Here is a 17,629-nt window from a genome sequence, read left to right as displayed (position 1 = left end):
TTTTGCCCAAGCGACAGGGTGTTGGCGGTGCGCCGCTCGGGGGAGTCCTTTCCTGATTTATGATGGATCGGCCAGTATTCGGCGATCTTTAATCAAAAGGAGGCAAAATGATGCCATCGTTACCTGCACTCGGATTCGCCGGAATCGGCCTGATGGGCTTGCCGATGTGCCAGCGTCTGTTGGCCGCGGGTTATCCGCTGACCGTGTGGAATCGCAATCCGCACAAGTGCGCACTGCTGGTTGAAGCCGGTGCACGGCAAGTGGCGACGCCGGCTGAACTGTGCGAGCACGCAGACGTGGTGATGCTGTGTCTGGCGGACACGGCGGTGGTGCGCGAAGTGGTGTTTGGCCCGGCAGGCGTTGCCGAGGGTGGGAAAAGTGGACAACTGCTGGTGGATTTTTCCAGCCTGGAGCCCACCGCCACCCGGGAAATGGCGACAGCACTCGCCAGTAAAACCGGCATGCGTTGGCTGGATACGCCGGTGTCGGGCGGGGTGGTCGGCGCGGAGGCGGGCAGCCTGGCGATCATGGTCGGTGGCGATGCCGCGGATCTTGAACGCGTGCGACCGGTCTTGCTGAGTCTGGGCCAACGCGTGACGCACATGGGCGCCGTCGGTGCCGGCCAGGTGACCAAGGCCTGCAATCAGATGATCGTCGCCTGCAATGCCCTGGTGATCGCGGAAGTGGTGGCGTTGGCCGAACGCTCCGGCGTCGATGCCAGCCTGATCGCCGAAGCGCTGGCCGGTGGTTTTGCCGATTCGAAACCGTTGCAGATCCTCGCCCCACAAATGGCCGAAAGCCGCTTCGAACCGGTGAAGTGGCACGTGCGCACGCTGCTCAAGGATCTGGACACGGCGGTGAAGTTTTCTCGCGAACAAGGCTCGGCCACGCCGATCAGCGGATTGGCCGCACAATTGATGCGCCTGCATGGGGGCCAGGGCTTTTTGGAAAAGGATCCGTCAACGTTAGTCCGGCTATACCGCGCGCCAGACTCAGTGGACTGACCGTGTGCGAGTGCTTGCGCTGGTTGATTTCGTTCAGCACCGGGCGCAGCTCTTCCAGCGGCACCGGGCGACTGAGCAGGTAGCCCTGAACGAAATCGCAGCCCAGGCGTTCGAGAAACTCGTATTGCTCGACGGTTTCGACGCCTTCGGTGACCACCTGCAAATGCAGGGTGTGCGCCATGACGATGATCGCCTGGACGATCTCCATGTCCTGGGTCGCCTTGGGAATGTCCTGAATGAATGAACGATCGATTTTCAGCGTGTTCAGCGGCAGGCGCTTGAGGTAGGCCAGGGATGAATAACCGGTGCCGAAGTCATCGATCGACAGCGACACGCCGAGCGCGCGAATCTGCCGCAGCAGCACCAGGGTGTTGGCGATGTTGCCCATCAGCGCATTTTCTGTGACCTCAAGCTCCAGGCGCTGGGGCTCCACTCCGCTCACGTGCAGGGCGTGTTCGATTTCGTCGGCCAACTCCTCGCGCGCCAGGTTCAGCGGCGAGCAGTTCACGGCAATCTTCAAGGCTTCGCAGCCGTGGCGGGACAACTCGCCCAGGTCTTCACAGGCTTTGCACAAGACCCAGTTGTCCAGTTCGGCGATCAGCCCGTTGGCTTCGGCGATGGCGATGAAACGGTCAGGCGTGAGCAGACCGTGAGTCGGGTGTTGCCAGCGAATCAGCGCTTCGAGCTTGGTGACCTGACCGGTCTTCAGCTCATAGATCGGTTGGTAGTACAGCTTCAGCCCGGTGTTTTCGCGCAGGGCGTGGCGCAGTTCCTCTTCCAGCTGCAGTTCCAGGGTGGCCCGGGTCCTGAGGTTCGAACTGAAGAAATTCAGGCTGTTGCGGCCGGCGCCCTTGGACTGATACAGCGCCAGGTCGGCGTTTTTCAGCAGTTCTTCGCAGGTCTTGCCGTCTTCAGGGAACAAGCTGATGCCGATGCTGGTGGTCATGACCATGCGCCGGCCGGACAGCTCGATGGGTTCTTTCATTTTCAGCATGATGCGCTGAGCCATGTGCCGGGCTTCTTCGCGGTCGTGCAGGCCGATGAGGATGCAGAACTCGTCGCCGCCGAAGCGCGCCACCACGTCGTCGTGGCTGCGCACCGAGCCCTTGATGTGGCCGGCCAATACCTTGAGCAATTCATCGCCGGCGTCATGGCCGAGGCTATCGTTGATCCGTTTGAAGTGGTCGATGTCGAGGAACATCACCGCCAGCATGCCGCCCTCGTTGGTCTTCTCGATCAGTTTCTCGGCAAAGATCTGATTAAAGCCGCGGCGGTTGATCAGGTTGGTCAGGGCATCGTAGTGCGCCACCTGTTGCAGCGACATGCGCGCCTGATCCAACTGGCTGAGCAGGGTGTTGACCCGGCGCAGGTCGTGTTCCTTGTTTTGCAGCTTTTTATCGGCCAGCGCCGCGCTGATGCAGCTGCCGATGATCAACAGGGTCATGATCGCCACCGTCAGCCCCAGCTGCAGATGGTTGTTTTCACCGGGCAGCATGGGCAGGGTGCCGACGGGCACCACCAGCGTCAGCGCCGCCATGCCGGTGAAGTGCATGCTGACGATGCCGGCGCCGAGCACCAGGCTGGCGATGAATTTGCGCAGTTGATGATACAAACCGATGCCATCGCGCAGGTGACTGGAAATCAACAGGGCGGCGAGGCTGGCGCCTATCGCGATGACGATGGACAGCGCGAACAGCAAGGGGTTGTAGAAAGCCGTTGCGACCGAACGCATGGCGGCCATGCCCACATAATGCATGGTCGCGATGCCCAGGCCGATCCACACGGCAGCGCGCAGGTATTGCCAGACATTCACGTGAGGGTGGCTGAGCGTGTGCATTGCCAGCCACGAAGCCGTCAGGGCAAATATCAGTGAGAGCAGGGTGATGGGCAGTTGGTAGTGAATTTCCACCGGCGCCTGGAACGCCAGCATGCTGATGAAGTGCATGGCCCAGATGCCACCCGCCAGGCACAAGGCACCGACCCAACGCCAGAGCCGTTGGGTGCCGGATTTTTCCACATGACCGACCCGTTCGGTCATGTCCAGCGTGGCGAAACCGGCCACACAAGCGACCACATACGCCAGCACCACCAGAAAAGGGTTGTGTGTGCAGTTAAGGATGACCTGCCCGCCTTCTGGCAGCTCGGTAATGAACTGCAAACCAAGCCACTCCATAGCACGTCCCATCTCAGAGTCTTCTTGGCCGGCATCATGAATGCCGGCGAATGCTTTGGAGTATAGAGGTCATGTACAGAGCGCAAGGCGTAGTGGCACGGTGACGCTAATGATTTCGGTATTGGCGTTATAACGATTGGCGCTAAGTTTCAGGCGCTCTGCTCATAAGGCATTTCGAATTCGGGTTGCAAGGCCGGCAACCCGAACGCGGCCCGCGCTGCATCGCAATCCACGTTGGCTTCGCCATTGGCCCAGGAGGCGTCGAACTCCCGGCACGTGCTCGAACGCCGATCGTAAATCGAGCACTGCACAGTGCTGCCCACCTCGCCGACCAATGCGGTGCAGCGGGTCGGTTTGCAGTCTGTCCCGAGCATCGCCACCCGACTGGGGTTGATCGGCGCGACCAGTTCGTCGGGCACCGTGCCACCGGCCGAGGTGCATTCACCCCAGAAAAAAGACACGCGAAAATGAGAACAGCAGGCACCGCAATTCAGACACGGACTGGCTTCGGACATGGGCGATAGTCAAAGAGGGATGGGGGCAACGGTGGGGGCGATCAGGCCGCTATTCTAGGCTTCGGCTTGGACTTGGGAAGGGGGGCGCGCAGGTATATTTTTCAACCGGTTTGTCGGCACCGGGCTTGAAATTTCACCGGGCCTGTAGGCGCGAAGCTTGCTTGCGAAAGCGGTCTGTCTGCCAACGATGATGTCGACTGAACGACCGCTTTCGCGAGCAATCTTTGCTCCTGCGGGGGGGCGTGTGTGGCATTAACTGATATCAGGCTGGCGAATGATGACAGACAGGTCACGCGCGCCTGACTAGATTGCAGATTCCGGGGGCAGCGACGCCTTCATAACAATAAAAGAGACGGACCCCATGCAGAACTCGACCCAAGCGGCGAATGCCTGGCGCATTCTGTTCCTGCTGTTCCTGGCGAACCTGTTCAACTTCTTCGACCGCACCATCCCCGCCATTATCATCGAGCCCATTCGCATGGAATGGCACCTCAGCGACTTTCAACTGGGGATCATCGGCACGGCGTTCACCCTCGTTTATGCCATTGCCGGCCTGCCGTTGGGGCGCATGGCTGATACCGGTTCCCGCGCCAAATTGATGGGCTGGGGCCTGGCGGTGTGGAGCGGGCTCACCGCGGTCAACGGGCTGGTGGGCAGTTTCTGGACGTTCCTGCTGGTGCGCATGGGCATCGGCATCGGCGAGGCCAGTTACGCCCCTGCCGCCAATTCGCTGATCGGCGACCTGTTCCCGGCCCACCGCCGCGCACGGGCGATGGGCATTTTCATGCTCGGGCTGCCGCTGGGCCTGCTGCTGGCGTTCTTCACCATCGGCTGGATGGTCAAAACCTTCGACAGTTGGCGCGCACCGTTCTTTATCGCGGCGGTGCCGGGGCTGGTCCTGGCGATCTTCATGTTCTTTATCAAGGAGCCGAAACGCGGCGCGGCGGAAACCGTGCAAGTCTCGCAAGAGCGCGTGGACCGGCCGATCCGTCGAGTGCTGGCGGTGCCGACTTTCCTGTGGCTGGTGCTGGCGGGGCTGTGCTTCAATTTTGCGACCTATGCCTGCAACTCCTTCCTGGTGCCGATGCTGCAGCGCTATTTCCTCATGCCTTTGCACGAAGCAGCGGTCGCGACCGGCGTCATCGTCGGCGTGACCGGGCTGTTCGGCCTGACATTGGGCGGCTTGATCGCGGACAAGATCCACCAACGCGTGGCCAACGGGCGGCTGCTGTTCGCCGCGTTCAGTTTGATCATCTCGACGGTGTGCACCGCTTGGGCGCTGCACGCCGGGCGGATCGAGATTGGCGTGTTTGTCGCGGTGTTCAGCCTGGGCTGGCTGTTTGCCTATAACTTCTACACCTGCGTGTACACGGCGATCCAGGACGTGGTCGAACCGCGCCTGCGGGCCACGGCGATGGCGCTGTTCTTTGCCGGGTTGTATTTACTGGGGGGTGGCTTGGGGCCGGTGGTGGTCGGGGGCTTGTCCGATCACTTCGCGAACACGGCGATGCTGGCGGCGGGTGCCGAGCAGATGACCGAGGCGTTCAAGGCCGTCGGACTGCACGACGCGATGTACCTGATCCCGGTGGCGCTGTTTTTCACCATGGTGTTTCTATTTATGGCGTCGCGCTGTTTTGTGCGCGATGCGAAGCGGATGAAGGACGGGTTGGTGGCGGTTGATCCGCAGATCGAGGCGGTAACGGCATGATCGTTCCCACGCGGAGCGTGGGAACGATCGGCAGACAAAAAAAGGCCCGCATCACTGCGGGCCTTCTTTTTTAGTGGTGGAGCAGGGGGCTTAACCCGCCACCAACACCCGAATCGCTTCCAGTCGCAACGCAGCCTTGTCGAGCATGGCCAGGCCTTGCTCGCGCTGTTTGCGCAGGGCTACCAGTTCGCTGTCGCGTACGGTCGGGTTGACCGCTTGCAACGCGGTCAGGCGCGCCAATTCTTCGTCGGTGTCGGCAGCCAGGCGACGTTGCGCCTCAGCCACACGCTCGGCGTGACGCGGGAAGATCTTCTCTTCGCCGGCGTTGATCCGTGGCGTCAACTGATCGCGCTGAGCCTGGATGAACTTGTTGGCGCTGGCGCGGGGCACGCTTTCCAGTTGATCGTTCAGGGTTTCGAACGACACCCGGCCCGACAGGTCGTTGCCATTGGCATCGAGCAGGCAGCGCAGGGCGGCTGGCGGCAGGTAACGGCCCAATTGCAACGAGCGCGGGGCTACCACTTCGCTGACGTAGAGCAGTTCCAGCAACACGGTGCCAGGTTTCAGCGCCTTGTTCTTGATCAACGCCACGGCGGTGTTGCCCATCGAGCCGGACAACACCAGGTCCATGCCGCCCTGCACCATCGGGTGCTCCCAGGTGATGAACTGCATGTCTTCGCGAGACAGCGCCTGGTTGCGGTCGTAGGTGATGGTCACGCCTTCGTCGTCGCCCAACGGGAAGCTGGCGTCGAGCATTTTTTCGCTCGGTTTGAGGATCAGCGCGTTTTCCGAATGGTCTTCGCTGTCGATGCCGAACGCGTCGAACAGGGTTTCCATGTAGATCGGCAGGGCGAACTGATCGTCTTGCTCAAGGATGTCCTCGACCAACTGATCGCCTTCGCCCGAACCGCCGGAGTTGAGTTCCAGCAAACGGTCGCGACCGGTGTGCAGCTCGGCTTCCAGACGCTCACGCTCGCCGCGGGCCTCGTCGATCAGCGCTTGCCACTCGCCGTCGTCGGCGTTTTCCAGCAGCGGCAGCAGGCGCGAACCGAACTGATGCTGCAAGGCGTTGCCGGTCGGGCAGGTATTGAGGAAGGCGTTCAGCGCTTCGTGGTACCACTGGAACAGGCGCTCTTGCGGGCTGGTTTCCAGGTACGGCACGTGCAGCTCGATGATGTGCTTCTGGCCGATCCGGTCGAGACGACCGATACGCTGCTCCAGCAGGTCCGGATGCGACGGCAGATCGAACAGCACCAAGTGGTGCGAGAACTGGAAGTTGCGACCTTCACTGCCGATTTCCGAGCAGATCAGCACTTGCGCGCCGAATTCTTCGTCGGCGAAGTAGGCGGCGGCGCGGTCACGTTCGAGGATGTTCATGCCCTCGTGGAACACCGTGGCCGGGATGCCGGAACGCACGCGCAAGGCGTCTTCCAGGTCCATGGCGGTTTCGGCGTGGGCGCAGATCACCAGCACTTTGGTGCGCTTGAGCATCTTCAGGGTGTCGATCAGCCACTCGACGCGTGGGTCGAATTTCCACCAGCGTTCTTCTTCGTTGGCGTCCGGCTGGGCCTGGAAGCTGACTTCCGGGTACAGCTCAGCGTGATCGCCCAGCGGCAGTTCGAGGTATTCGTCCGGGCACGGCAGCGGGTACGGGTGCAGCTTGCGCTCCGGGAACCCTTGCACGGCGGCGCGGGTATTACGGAACAGCACGCGGCCGGTGCCGTGGCGGTCGAGCAGCTCGCGCACCAGACGGGCGCTGGCTTCGACATCGCCATCGTTGACGGCGGTGAGCAGGGCTTCGCCTTCGTTGCCGAGGAAACCGTGGATGGTCTTGTGCGCTTCTGGCGACAGGCGACCTTTATCCAGCAACTCCTGAACGGCTTCGGCCACCGGGCGATAGTTTTCGCTCTCGGCGCGGAAGGCGTGCAGGTCATGGAAGCGGTTCGGGTCGAGCAGGCGCAGACGCGCGAAGTGGCTGTCCTGGCCCAGTTGTTCCGGGGTCGCGGTCAGCAGCAGCACGCCGGGAATGACTTCGGCCAGTTGCTCGACCAGCGAGTATTCCGCGCTGGCCTTTTCTTCGTGCCAGACCAGGTGGTGGGCTTCGTCGACGACCATCAGGTCCCAACCGGCGGCGAACAGCGCGTCCTGGGCCTTCTCGTCGTCCACCAGCCATTCCAGCGCCACGAGGGCGAGCTGGGTGTCTTCGAACGGGTTGGCGGCATCGCTTTCGATGAAGCGTTCTTCGTCGAACAGCGCGACTTGCAGGTTGAAGCGGCGGCGCATCTCGACCAGCCACTGGTGCTGCAGGTTCTCCGGAACCAGGATCAGCACGCGGTTGGCGCGGCCCGACAGCAGTTGGCGATGGATCACCAGACCGGCTTCGATGGTCTTGCCCAGGCCCACTTCGTCCGCCAGCAGCACGCGCGGCGCGATACGGTCGGCGACTTCACGGGCGATGTGCAATTGGTGCGCGATCGGCTGTGCACGCACACCGCCCAGGCCCCAAAGGGACGACTGCAACTGACGACTGGTGTGTTCCAGGGTGTGGTAACGCAGGGAGAACCAGGCCAGCGGGTCGATCTGCCCGGCGAACAGACGGTCGCTGGCCAGACGGAACTGAATGAAGTTCGAGAGCTGGGTTTCCGGCAGGGTCACCACTTCGTTCTGCGCGTTGAGGCCGTGGTAAACCAGCAGGCCATCGACATCGTCGACTTCCTGTACGGTCAGTTTCCAGCCTTCGAAGTGAGTGATCGAGTCACCTGGGGAAAACCGCACACGGGTGAGGGGCGCATTCCGTAGCGCGTACTGACGAGTGTCGCCAGTGGCCGGATAGAGCACGGTCAACAAGCGGCCGTCCTGTGCCAGAACGGTGCCCAAACCCAGCTCGGCTTCGCTGTCACTAATCCAGCGTTGCCCCGGTTGATACTGCTGCGCCATGCTGCCTGACTCCCACCTTGAAAAAGCGGGCTATCTTAACGGAATGAGCCTTCAGGGCCAAAGGATAACTCGCATCGGCGCGGGCGAAGGCTGTGATTTTTCGATCTTCGGGAACGCTTGGGTTCTGTGCTGTCGGATAAAACATCGCCCCTCGCGCGTGCGCTGGTTCACAACTTTGCGACCGATGGCTCAAGTCGCCCCTCGCGCAGCCGACAGCCTGATGACAGGAGACTAATAATTATGCTGCAACCGATGCTGCCCTTGAGTGCCGTGCCGATCACCTCACAGCAGGACCCGATCCGCCAGCGTCCGGACATTCCGCCGGTAGTGCCTGTGCAGGAAAGCTCCAGCGAAAGCACGATCGACCTGCAAAAACGCGACCCGGAAGAGGCCGCCCTGCAACTGCGCGAAGAACAGCGCCGTCGCCAGGAGCAGGATCGGCGCCGTCGTGAGGCCGATGAAGATCCTGACGTGCACCTGGCGATCCCCGGCGACGAACTCAACGCCGACAACACCGTGCCGGTCGCGCCGTTGATCGAAGACGAGCCGCGCCAGGGTCTTTGGGTCGATATCCAGATCTGACTGCCTCCCGCAGGGGCTGCCGAAGGCTGCGATCTATTCAATCGCTGCCACTTTCGGCCAATTCCCGCAAACGCCCCAACAACACGTCGGTTTCCTCCTCAGTGTTGAAATAACTCACGGCAATCCGCGCAATGCTCTCCAGCCCTCTGGCCTGCATATCCAGAGGCGTATAAGCCACGCCATTGGCGCCGATATTGATCCCGCGCTGCGCCAGCCGCAGTTTCAGCTCGACACAGTCCCACCCCTTGAGCGTAAACGCGATCAGGCCGGATTGATGGCCTTGCGGGCCGAGATTGTGCAGCGTCAGGCCGGGGATCTTTAGTAGGCGCTCGCGCAACCCCCGACTCAGTCCGTCGATCCGCTGGCGAATGGCTGTTGTCCCCAGCGCATTGCATTCCTCCAGCGCATTGGCCAAACCGGCCAGCAACGCCACCGACACTTCGCTGGTTTCAAAGCGCCGAGCATCGTTGCGCATCGTAAAACCTGCGCCATCCCAAGGCGCCGAAAGCACATCGAGTTGAGTGGGTTGGAGCCGTTCCATGAATCCCGGCCTTATATACAGCAGCGCCGTTCCTCGCGGCCCGCGCAGGAATTTGCGCCCGGCACCCTTGAGCACATCGCAATTCAACGCCTGAACATCACAGGGCAGTTGCCCCAGCGCCTGGCCGGCGTCGATGAAATACGCGATGCCATGCTGCCGCGCCACGGCGCCAATCGCCTCGGCGGGATTGATCAAGCCACCGTTGGCGGGCAGCCAGGTCAGGGCAATCAGCTTCACCTTAGGATCGATCATTTGCTGCAGAGCGCTCACGGACACCGCGCCCGTCTCATCGCAGGGAATCACCTCCAGTTGCGCCCCGGCGGCGACGGCTCGGGCGATGCACGCCAGATTGCCACCCCATTCGTGGCGGCCGACGAGAATCCGCTCGCCGGATTGCCACGGCCCCAGGGCATTGAACGCCATGCCCCAGGCTGCCGAGCCGCTGCTGGCGAAGGCAATGGCTTCAGGCTCGGTGTTCAGCAGGCTGGCCGCCGCGGATCGGGCGCGAGCCTGCACACTTTGGTCGGCCGTCTCCATCGGCCCGCCGAGGGCTTCCCGTTGCAGTTGCCCGAGGATGGCGTCGAGGGTCGCCTGGCTCGGCAGCGAGGCGCCAGCGTGGTTGAAGTGAATCACGCTGGCGCAACCCGGTGTCGCCGCCCGCAAATGCGCCACTTCGGCGGGTGTCATGGCTTGAGCTCGAAAATCGCGTCGATTTCCACCGCCACGCCGCCGGGCAGGCTGGAAACACCGACGGCCGTACGCACATGTTTGCCTTTCTCGCCGAGGGCGTTGACCAGCAGGTTGGAGGCGCCGTTGGCCACCAGACCTTGGTTTTTGAAATCACCGGCGCTGGCGATGAATACGCCGAGGCGAATGATGCGCACCAGTTTCGACAGGTCATCACCGAGTGCATTGCTCAGTTGCGCAAGCAGACCAAGCGCGGCAAGTTCGGCGGCGTTAGCGCCTTCTTCGTCGCAAATCGCGTCCCCGAGTCGACCGATAAAGGTCGGTTTGCCATCGAGCAACGGAATCTGCCCGGAGATGAACAGCTGGTTCTGGCTGACCACGTGATTGATGTAGTTGGCGATCGGCTGGCTCGGGGTCGGCAACTTCAAGCCAAGTTGCTGGACGCGTTGGGCGAGTGAATCGGTCATGGTGAGTCCTCCTGAATGAAGGGTTCAGCATGTTGGCGTCTCGCGGGCGCGACAAACGGATAGATTTAATCCGACGTATTCAAATAACTCATGCGTCGGCGATTTCACTCAGCCATTGGGCGAAGCATTCGGCGGCCGGGCTTGGCGGACGATCCGGGGTGACCAGCCAATAACCGATCTCGCCGGTGAACGGCGGGGTGTCGAAGGCTTCGACCAACGCGCCTTCCTTGAGTCGACGTTCGATCAAGTGCCGGCGGCCCATGGCGATGCCCTGGCCGGCCACGGCGGCTTCGACGACGATGTTGTAGTCGTGAAGCATCACGCTGGGGTAATGGGCGAGGTCGACGGCGTGGTGCGCGCTCCAGTCGATCCACTCGAATGGCTGGTAGGACTTGGCCATCAGCAGCGGGCCATGATCGACACTTTGAGCCTTGAACGCCGGGCTGCACACCGGGGTGAGGGTTTCCAGCATAAAGCGTCGGGCCTGAACCTTGGGCCAGCCGCCCTTGCCATAACGGATGGCCAGGTCGACTTCGCCGCCATTGACGTCGGCCAGTTGCACCGACGGCATCAGCTCCACATGAATATGCGGGTAACGCGTATTAAAACCGGCCAGGCGCGGCGCCAGCCACAGGGTGGCGAAGGAAGCGAGCAGGCCGATGCGCAGGGTGGTTTCCTGTTGTTCGTGACCGCGCAGGTCGCGGGTGGCCGAGGCGATGGAGGCCAATGCCGGTTGAATCTTGCGGTAGTAGGTTTCGCCGGCTGGCGTCAGATCAATCGCCCGAGTACGTCGGATAAACAGCCGCTGGTTGAGGAACTGCTCGAGTTTCTGCACCTGATGGCTGATCGCACTTTGGGTCACCGACAGCTCATCGGCAGCCTTGATAAAACTCAAATGCCGCGCCACGGCCTCGAAGGCGCGCAGGGCCATCAAGGGCGGCAGATCCTGGTGCAATTCCACGGTTGGGTCCTTTGGGTCCATCGCGACGTGCCGATTGTGCGGTGAAAAATCCCTATGAGCACATATTTTGTTAAGGCCTTGTTCAGCGGGTGACTGGTCAGCGCGGGCGCCAGACCGCATTATTGGCGCAATCCCGACCGAACTTCCTTTCCAGCGATGCACTGAACACCATGAGCCAAGACGACAAACTGATCGACCTTAACGCCGAACGCGCCAAGCGGGTGCATGACCTCAACGACAAGCGCCTGAACGAAGTGCGCCAGGCCTTCGAACAGGCCATGCCGTTGGGTAAAGCGAAGAAAAAGCCGAAAAACAAACCGAAAAAGCGTTGAACCCCCCTGCATCGATTGATGCAGGTCAGTTATTTCCCCTCCTTTACGCCCAGTCTCGGGCGGCATTGATCCCGGTCAATTTTCTCTCCTGCCCGATTGGTTAACTTAGCCCTATCGCAACAGGGCAAGTGCAGGAGGCCAGTCATGTTTTTCGACAACGTGGTGATCGCCGGAGTGCTGACAGTCGGCCTCATGGTTCTGTTTTTTGCAGGGTTTGGATATTTCATCTGGAAGGATTCGCATAAGCGCAAACCGTAGTTCTTTCCAGAGCAATGAGCACGCAAGGCATTTTGGGCAACTTCGGTTGCCCTTTTTTTTGCCCACGAAAATCTATCGGTACATGATCGTTCCCACGCTCTGCGTGGGAATGAATCCCGTGACGCTCCGCGTCACAGGTGGACGCGGAGCGTCCATGGCGGCATTCCCACGCAGAGCGTGGGAACGATCATTGGGGTGTTTGGGAGAAATCAGCAGGCATGAAAAAGGCGCGGCTCTTGCGAGGCGCGCCTTTTTCGTTGCAGCGATGGATCAGCTACCCAGTGCCTTCGACGCCAGCCAGAACAGGCCGGCCGACAGGGCCACGGTGGCTGGCAGGGTCAGGACCCAGGCCAGCAGGATGGTTTTGACGGTGCCGCCCTGCAGGCCGCTTTTGTTCGCGACCATGGTCCCGGCCACGCCCGAGGACAGGACGTGGGTGGTGGACACCGGCAGGCTGAAAATGTTGGCCAAACCAATCATGCACGCAGTGGTGATCTGCGCCGACATGCCCTGTGCGTAGGTCATGCCTTGCTTGCCGATCTTCTCGCCAATGGTCAGCACCACGCGTTTCCAGCCGACCATGGTGCCCAGGCCCAGGGCCAGTGCAACCGCCAGAATTACCCAGAATGGGGCGTATTCGGTGGTGGTGGTCAGGTCTTTGCGCAGTTTGTCCAGGTCAGCCTTTTCACGGGCTTGCAGGCCTGGCAGCTTGGCGACCTTGCGAGCGGTGTCGTCCAGGCACAACAGGTAGCGACGCACTTCGATACGGCTTTCCGACGGCAGCGAGTGGTAGTCGGCTACACCCTTGAGGGTGTCGAGCAGGGCGCTGATGGTCGGTTCGGTCTGTTGCGGGTTGCAACGGAATTTCTCCGGAAGATCGCCTTCCACGCTTTTGCCCAGGGCCAGGAACTCACCCAGGGTGTCGGCATTACGCTTGTAGAACTGGCTCAAGTGCAGGGTCGCATCGCGAGTCCGTTCGATCTGGTAAGTGGTGCTGCTCAGGTCGAGAACGAACTGCGCCGGCACGATACCGATCAACACCAGCATGATCAGGCCGATGCCTTTCTGCCCATCGTTGGAACCGTGCACAAAGCTCACGGCCATCGCCGAAATCACCAGGACCAGGCGGTTCCAGAACGGCGGGTGCTTCTTGTCGTCAAGCTTGCGGCGCTGGTCCGGGGTCTTGTGCATCTTCGACAGCGGACGCCACCATTTAAGGCCGATCAACACCAGCGCGGCGACAATAAAGCCGGCCATTGGCGAGAACACCAGAGAAGCGCCGATATCGATCGCCTTCTGCCAGTTCACGCCATCGGCCAACGGAATGTCGTTGATCAAGGCGTTGGCCAGGCCGACACCGAGGATCGAACCGATCAGGGTGTGGGAGCTGGAGGCCGGGATACCGAAGTACCAGGTGCCCAGGTTCCAGGTGATGGCGGCGGCGAGCAACGAGAACACCATGGCCAGTCCGTGTCCGGTGTTCACATTGATCAGCAGCTCTACCGGCAGCAAATGGACGATGGCATACGCCACGCCAACACCGCCCAGCAAAACGCCGAGAAAGTTGAACACACCGGAAAAGAACACCGCCAGATGAGGCGGCATGGCTTTGGTGTAGATAACAGTGGCCACCGCGTTTGCAGTGTCATGAAAGCCGTTGATGAACTCGAAGGCGAGGACAAAGGCCAGGGCGAGCAAGAGGCTCACAAGCACCCAAGCATCCAGTCCGCTGAATAAATCGATCATGAAGGTTTTCTGACCCGGTCGTAAGGGGGCGCGATTATGCCAGAAAAGACTGGAAATCGATGCACTAGCTGCTCATCGGTAACATTCTTCAACGAATTAGTTTGTCGCAAAGCCCTAAGCCCCAGGTTTTTACTGGGATTTTTAACTCATTGATTTTCTTTGAAAAGCCAGCGCGCGCAGGGTTTTCTCTCGACAGCACGAGAGGCGCAAACGCTTGTGTGAAATATCTGAGAAGAAGGTCGGACATGCGCCATTTGCCTCATCCGATGGGTGAGGTGGCCGCTGCCCGCTGGTAGCGGGCGCGAAAGGCAACGTCGAAACACCGCGCTTTTAGCGGATGCAAACGCAGGCCCTTGAAGGATTCAGGCCGGGGCGGTCAAGGCTCTTCGGCTTTGAGTTCCTTTTCCATCTTCTGCAGTTCCTGACTGAAAGCCTGATCCTGAACGGTGGCGCGTTTACGCCAGGGCTTGCGTTCCGGTTCGGGCTGGGCGGCGTAGGTGGTGACTTCCCCGCCGTAAACATCCTTGTAACGTTGTTCCTGGCGCTCAAGTTCCGCGCGCAGTTCGTCTTTCGTCACAGTGCTACCTGATTGAGTTGAGATAAATTCTGGTGAAACGCACTGCTTCAAGTTTATTGACCACGCTCGTCGAAAGGACAATACCTGAAAAGGCATTGGCTTTTTAACGACTCAATGATCAACACTTCCATGTTGCAGGCGGCCACGGCACCAGAGAAAACAGCTGACGTAGCTTCAGTGTCCTGTTTCAGCGAACGCGTTGGCGGTGCATATGAAATCAGCGTCAGGCGCTTGCTGCGGGCGGCGGCGATGGGACATCGCGCTCCGGGTGGCGTAATCGGCAAGTAAAAAACCGGCGGGCCACTGAGATGCATTATAGCGGTCGATTCGAAGAACACTATCTCTTGAGCATTAAAAGTGGTTCCTGGTGTGTGATGATTTTGTTACTCGTAACTTTTACCGGTAACTAGAGTGTCTGGGTTGCCAGTTTTCAGCGACTTGTTTCTGACGCCAACAAGACGAACAAGTTCGGATCATAACTTTGCCCTTTAAAGTCGGCGACCGCCTAAAAGTGACAATATCTAACAGCACTGCACACGTCTGACGATGAGGGCAGGTCGATTGCGATTATCGGTCGATGGTTCGATAATCGCCCAATCTTGTTGCCTGCGGCTTGTGTACGGGCGTTGAGCCGCTTGTAATAGCCGCTGAGCCGTGTAGGAAAAAGGACCTGATATGAACGATCAAATGCGCAACTCCTTCGCGTCGGTGGCGCCGCCGATCGTCGCCTCCCCGGCCAAGCGAATCCAGGCCCTGACCGGCGATCCGGACTTCATGACGTCCCTGGCCCGTGGCCTGGCGGTGGTGCAGGCATTCCAGGAGCGCAAGCGCCACCTGACCATCGCCCAGATCAGCCACCGCACGGAAATTCCCCGCGCCGCCGTGCGACGTTGCCTGCACACCCTGATCAAACTCGGCTACGCCACCACGGACGGCCGGACTTATTCGCTGCTGCCCAAAGTCCTGACCCTCGGCCATGCCTATTTGTCCTCGACGCCCCTGGCAGTTTCCGCACAGCCGTACCTCGACCGCATGAGCGAGCAACTGCATGAGGCCTGCAACATGGCCACCCTGGAAGGCGATGACATTCTGTACATCGCCCGTTCGGCAACCACCCAGCGCCTGATTTCCGTGGACCTGTCGGTCGGCGGCCGCCTGCCGGCCTACTGCACGTCGATGGGGCGGATCCTGCTCGCCGCCCTGGATGACACGACGCTGGGCGAATACCTCGACCACGCGGAGTTTCAAGCCAAGACCAGCCGTACGCTGCACACCCCCGAGGCCTTGCTCGAATGCCTGCAAGAAGTGCGGCAGCAAGGCTGGTGCATCGTCGATCAGGAACTGGAGCAGGGCCTGCGTTCGATTGCCGTGCCGGTGTATGACGCTTCCGGCCAAGTCGTGGCGGCGCTCAATGTCAGTACCCACGCCGGGCGCGTCAGCCGCAGCGAGCTGGAGCAACGGTTCCTGCCGGGTTTGCTGAGCGCCAGCCGTGACCTCAGCGCGCAGCTGTTTGCCTAAGCTGTTCGATAAACGCACAGAGTCGCGTTTATCGAATTGACGCTCTTTCCCTCGGATCATTAATGTCGCGGCAGCGTCATCCGGCGCTGTTGACCCTCGGTCAGTCGCCGGACGATGACTCCCCATAATAATGAGCAGAGGCCACGCGCTCCTTGCGTGGAATAAAAATAATGAATCAGCCTCAGACTGCTGTAGGAAACTGCCTCGACGTGCAGTCCTTCATCAATGCCCAACCCATTTCGCGCTACCAGTGGCGAGTGGTGATCCTGTGTTTCCTGATTGTCTTCCTCGATGGCCTCGACACCGCGGCCATGGGTTTCATTGCGCCGGCCCTGTCCCAGGACTGGGGTATCGACCGCGCCAGCCTCGGCCCGGTGATGAGTGCCGCGCTGATCGGCATGGTCTTCGGCGCGCTGGGTTCCGGTCCATTGGCTGACCGCTTCGGGCGAAAAATCGTACTGGTCGGCGCGGTATTTCTGTTCGGCATCTTCAGCCTGGCTTCGGCCTACAGCTCCAACGTCGATCAATTGCTGGTGCTGCGCTTCCTCACTGGCCTCGGTCTGGGCGCCGGCATGCCGAACGCCACAACACTGCTGTCGGAATACACCCCGGAGCGCAAGAAATCGCTGCTGGTGACCAGCATGTTCTGCGGCTTCAACCTCGGCATGGCCGGCGGCGGGTTTATCTCGGCCAAGCTGATTCCAGCGTTCGGCTGGCACAGCCTGTTGCTGATCGGTGGGATTTTGCCACTGATCCTTGCAGTGGTTTTACTGTTCTGGCTGCCGGAATCGGCGCGATACCTTGTCGTCCGTAACCGCGGCACCGACAAAGTACGCAAAACCCTGGCGCCGATTGATCCGGTGGTGGTGGCCCTGGCGTCCAGCTTCAGTGTGCCGGAACAGAAAACCGTGAAGGCACGCAATGTGTTCGCAGTGATTTTCTCCGGCACCTACAGCACCGGCACCTTGCTGCTGTGGCTGACCTACTTCATGGGCCTGGTGATCGTGTACCTGCTGACCAGCTGGCTGCCGACGCTGATGCGCGACAGCGGCGCGAGCATGGAGCAGGCGGCGTTTATCGGCGCGCTGTTCCAGTTCGGCGGGGTGTTGAGCGCGGTCGGTGTCGGTTGGGCGATGGACCGGTTCAATCCGCACAAGGTCATCGGCACTTTCTACCTGTTGGCCGGGGTGTTTGCCTACGCGGTCGGGCAAAGCCTGGGGCATATCACGGTGTTGGCAACCTTGGTGCTGGTGGCCGGGATGTGTGTCAACGGCGCGCAATCGGCGATGCCTTCACTCGCGGCGCGGTTCTATCCGACCCAGGGCCGGGCGACCGGGGTGTCGTGGATGCTCGGGATTGGCCGCTTCGGCGCGATCCTCGGCGCGTGGATGGGCGCGACGTTGTTGGGCCTGGGCTGGAATTTCGAGCAGGTGCTGACGGCGTTGGTGATTCCGGCGGCATTGGCGACCACGGCGGTGGTTATCAAGGGCTTGGTCAGTCATGCGGATGCGACCTGAGGGTGGGTGATCGTTCCCACGCTCCGCGTGGGAATGCAGCCCGGGACGCTCCGCGTCCCATTGGAACGCGGAGCGTCCCCTGAGGCATTCCCACGCGGAGCGTGGG

Annotated in this window: 15 protein-coding genes; 7 read left to right on the top strand and 8 right to left on the bottom strand. The window is 60.9% G+C overall.

The genetic code is table 11. From position 1 onward, the window contains the following. Positions 1–107 precede the first annotated feature (107 nt). Positions 108–1,004 carry an NAD(P)-dependent oxidoreductase gene (locus HKK52_RS13805; RefSeq protein ID WP_169371283.1) on the top strand — a complete coding sequence of 299 codons (897 nt, stop codon included), beginning with the start codon at positions 108–110 and terminating at the stop codon, positions 1,002–1,004. Here the strand turns inward: HKK52_RS13805 and HKK52_RS13800 are convergent. Both HKK52_RS13800 and HKK52_RS13795 read right to left on the bottom strand, forming a co-directional pair. Beyond that, positions 895–3,177, bottom strand: coding sequence for a putative bifunctional diguanylate cyclase/phosphodiesterase (locus HKK52_RS13800; protein WP_169374241.1), 2,283 nt, complete (start codon positions 3,175–3,177; stop codon positions 895–897). The two genes, HKK52_RS13805 and HKK52_RS13800, sit on opposite strands and share 110 nt — an antisense overlap. A gap of 149 nt (positions 3,178–3,326) precedes the next feature. Continuing rightward, complete coding sequence (locus HKK52_RS13795) at positions 3,327–3,692, bottom strand: YkgJ family cysteine cluster protein (RefSeq protein ID WP_169371282.1); 366 nt, start codon at positions 3,690–3,692, stop codon at positions 3,327–3,329. A gap of 361 nt (positions 3,693–4,053) precedes the next feature. Here HKK52_RS13795 and HKK52_RS13790 point away from each other — a divergent pair, with 361 nt between their 5' ends. Further along, positions 4,054–5,400, top strand: coding sequence for a spinster family MFS transporter (locus HKK52_RS13790; RefSeq protein WP_169371281.1), 1,347 nt, complete (start codon positions 4,054–4,056; stop codon positions 5,398–5,400). 90 nt (positions 5,401–5,490) lie between these two features. Here HKK52_RS13790 and rapA read toward each other — a convergent pair whose 3' ends face one another. Continuing rightward, positions 5,491–8,337, bottom strand: coding sequence for an RNA polymerase-associated protein RapA (gene rapA, locus HKK52_RS13785; RefSeq protein WP_169371280.1), 2,847 nt, complete (start codon positions 8,335–8,337; stop codon positions 5,491–5,493). Positions 8,338–8,577: 240 nt separating this feature from the next. Between rapA and HKK52_RS13780 the strand changes: the two genes are divergently transcribed. Further along, on the top strand, positions 8,578–8,919 hold the full coding sequence (locus HKK52_RS13780) for an aspartate-semialdehyde dehydrogenase (protein WP_169371279.1): 342 nt from the start codon (positions 8,578–8,580) through the stop codon (positions 8,917–8,919). Positions 8,920–8,956: 37 nt separating this feature from the next. On the opposite strand, the gene HKK52_RS13775 is transcribed toward HKK52_RS13780, so the two are convergent. The 3 genes from HKK52_RS13775 to HKK52_RS13765 all read right to left on the bottom strand — a co-directional run bounded on the left by HKK52_RS13775 (position 8,957) and on the right by HKK52_RS13765 (position 11,575). After that, positions 8,957–10,147, bottom strand: a complete 1,191-nt coding sequence (locus HKK52_RS13775; protein ID WP_169371278.1) for an aminotransferase class V-fold PLP-dependent enzyme — start codon at positions 10,145–10,147, stop codon at positions 8,957–8,959. Further along, positions 10,144–10,614: a RidA family protein gene (locus HKK52_RS13770; RefSeq protein WP_169371277.1), complete on the bottom strand. Its 471-nt coding sequence runs from the start codon at positions 10,612–10,614 to the stop codon at positions 10,144–10,146. The genes HKK52_RS13775 and HKK52_RS13770 overlap by 4 nt, the downstream gene beginning before the upstream one ends. Before the next feature lie 88 nt (positions 10,615–10,702). Beyond that, entirely contained in the window at positions 10,703–11,575 is an 873-nt protein-coding gene (locus HKK52_RS13765; RefSeq protein ID WP_169371276.1) for a LysR substrate-binding domain-containing protein, read from the bottom strand. 89 nt (positions 11,576–11,664) lie between these two features. Here HKK52_RS13765 and HKK52_RS13760 point away from each other — a divergent pair, with 89 nt between their 5' ends. Then, positions 11,665–11,907 carry a hypothetical protein gene (locus HKK52_RS13760; RefSeq protein ID WP_169368744.1) on the top strand — a complete coding sequence of 81 codons (243 nt, stop codon included), beginning with the start codon at positions 11,665–11,667 and terminating at the stop codon, positions 11,905–11,907. 144 nt (positions 11,908–12,051) lie between these two features. Next, positions 12,052–12,165 carry a cytochrome c oxidase subunit CcoM gene (gene ccoM / locus HKK52_RS32860; protein WP_054046898.1) on the top strand — a complete coding sequence of 38 codons (114 nt, stop codon included), beginning with the start codon at positions 12,052–12,054 and terminating at the stop codon, positions 12,163–12,165. Between the two features lie 270 nt (positions 12,166–12,435). On the opposite strand, the gene HKK52_RS13755 is transcribed toward ccoM, so the two are convergent. Both HKK52_RS13755 and HKK52_RS13750 read right to left on the bottom strand, forming a co-directional pair. Continuing rightward, positions 12,436–13,911: an inorganic phosphate transporter gene (locus HKK52_RS13755; protein WP_169371275.1), complete on the bottom strand. Its 1,476-nt coding sequence runs from the start codon at positions 13,909–13,911 to the stop codon at positions 12,436–12,438. 376 nt (positions 13,912–14,287) lie between these two features. Then, the gene (locus HKK52_RS13750) at positions 14,288–14,488 is read right to left on the bottom strand and encodes a hypothetical protein (protein ID WP_169371274.1); all 201 of its coding nucleotides are present in this window, start codon (positions 14,486–14,488) and stop codon (positions 14,288–14,290) included. A 675-nt stretch (positions 14,489–15,163) separates the two neighbouring features. On the opposite strand from HKK52_RS13750, the gene pcaR reads away from it, so the two are divergent. Both pcaR and HKK52_RS13740 read left to right on the top strand, forming a co-directional pair. Beyond that, positions 15,164–16,006, top strand: a complete 843-nt coding sequence (gene pcaR, locus HKK52_RS13745) for a pca regulon transcriptional regulator PcaR (RefSeq protein WP_169371273.1) — start codon at positions 15,164–15,166, stop codon at positions 16,004–16,006. Positions 16,007–16,176: 170 nt separating this feature from the next. Then, on the top strand, positions 16,177–17,523 hold the full coding sequence (locus HKK52_RS13740; RefSeq protein ID WP_169371272.1) for an MFS transporter: 1,347 nt from the start codon (positions 16,177–16,179) through the stop codon (positions 17,521–17,523). Positions 17,524–17,629: the final 106 nt, after the last annotated feature.

This window comes from Pseudomonas sp. ADAK2 (genome assembly GCF_012935755.1).
Taxonomy (GTDB): Bacteria; Pseudomonadota; Gammaproteobacteria; order Pseudomonadales; family Pseudomonadaceae; genus Aquipseudomonas.
This window is presented reverse-complemented; position numbering and strand designations above follow the sequence as displayed.

Coding starts and splice junctions, on each gene's coding strand:
- HKK52_RS13805 (WP_169371283.1), top strand. CDS start 108: ATGATGCCATCGTTACCTGCACTCGGATTCGCCGGAATCGGCCTGATG.
- HKK52_RS13800 (WP_169374241.1), bottom strand. CDS start 3,177: ATGGAGTGGCTTGGTTTGCAGTTCATTACCGAGCTGCCAGAAGGCGGG.
- HKK52_RS13795 (WP_169371282.1), bottom strand. CDS start 3,692: ATGTCCGAAGCCAGTCCGTGTCTGAATTGCGGTGCCTGCTGTTCTCAT.
- HKK52_RS13790 (WP_169371281.1), top strand. CDS start 4,054: ATGCAGAACTCGACCCAAGCGGCGAATGCCTGGCGCATTCTGTTCCTG.
- rapA (WP_169371280.1), bottom strand. CDS start 8,337: ATGGCGCAGCAGTATCAACCGGGGCAACGCTGGATTAGTGACAGCGAA.
- HKK52_RS13780 (WP_169371279.1), top strand. CDS start 8,578: ATGCTGCAACCGATGCTGCCCTTGAGTGCCGTGCCGATCACCTCACAG.
- HKK52_RS13775 (WP_169371278.1), bottom strand. CDS start 10,147: ATGACACCCGCCGAAGTGGCGCATTTGCGGGCGGCGACACCGGGTTGC.
- HKK52_RS13770 (WP_169371277.1), bottom strand. CDS start 10,614: ATGACCGATTCACTCGCCCAACGCGTCCAGCAACTTGGCTTGAAGTTG.
- ccoM (WP_054046898.1), top strand. CDS start 12,052: ATGTTTTTCGACAACGTGGTGATCGCCGGAGTGCTGACAGTCGGCCTC.
- HKK52_RS13755 (WP_169371275.1), bottom strand. CDS start 13,911: ATGATCGATTTATTCAGCGGACTGGATGCTTGGGTGCTTGTGAGCCTC.
- pcaR (WP_169371273.1), top strand. CDS start 15,164: ATGAACGATCAAATGCGCAACTCCTTCGCGTCGGTGGCGCCGCCGATC.
- HKK52_RS13740 (WP_169371272.1), top strand. CDS start 16,177: ATGAATCAGCCTCAGACTGCTGTAGGAAACTGCCTCGACGTGCAGTCC.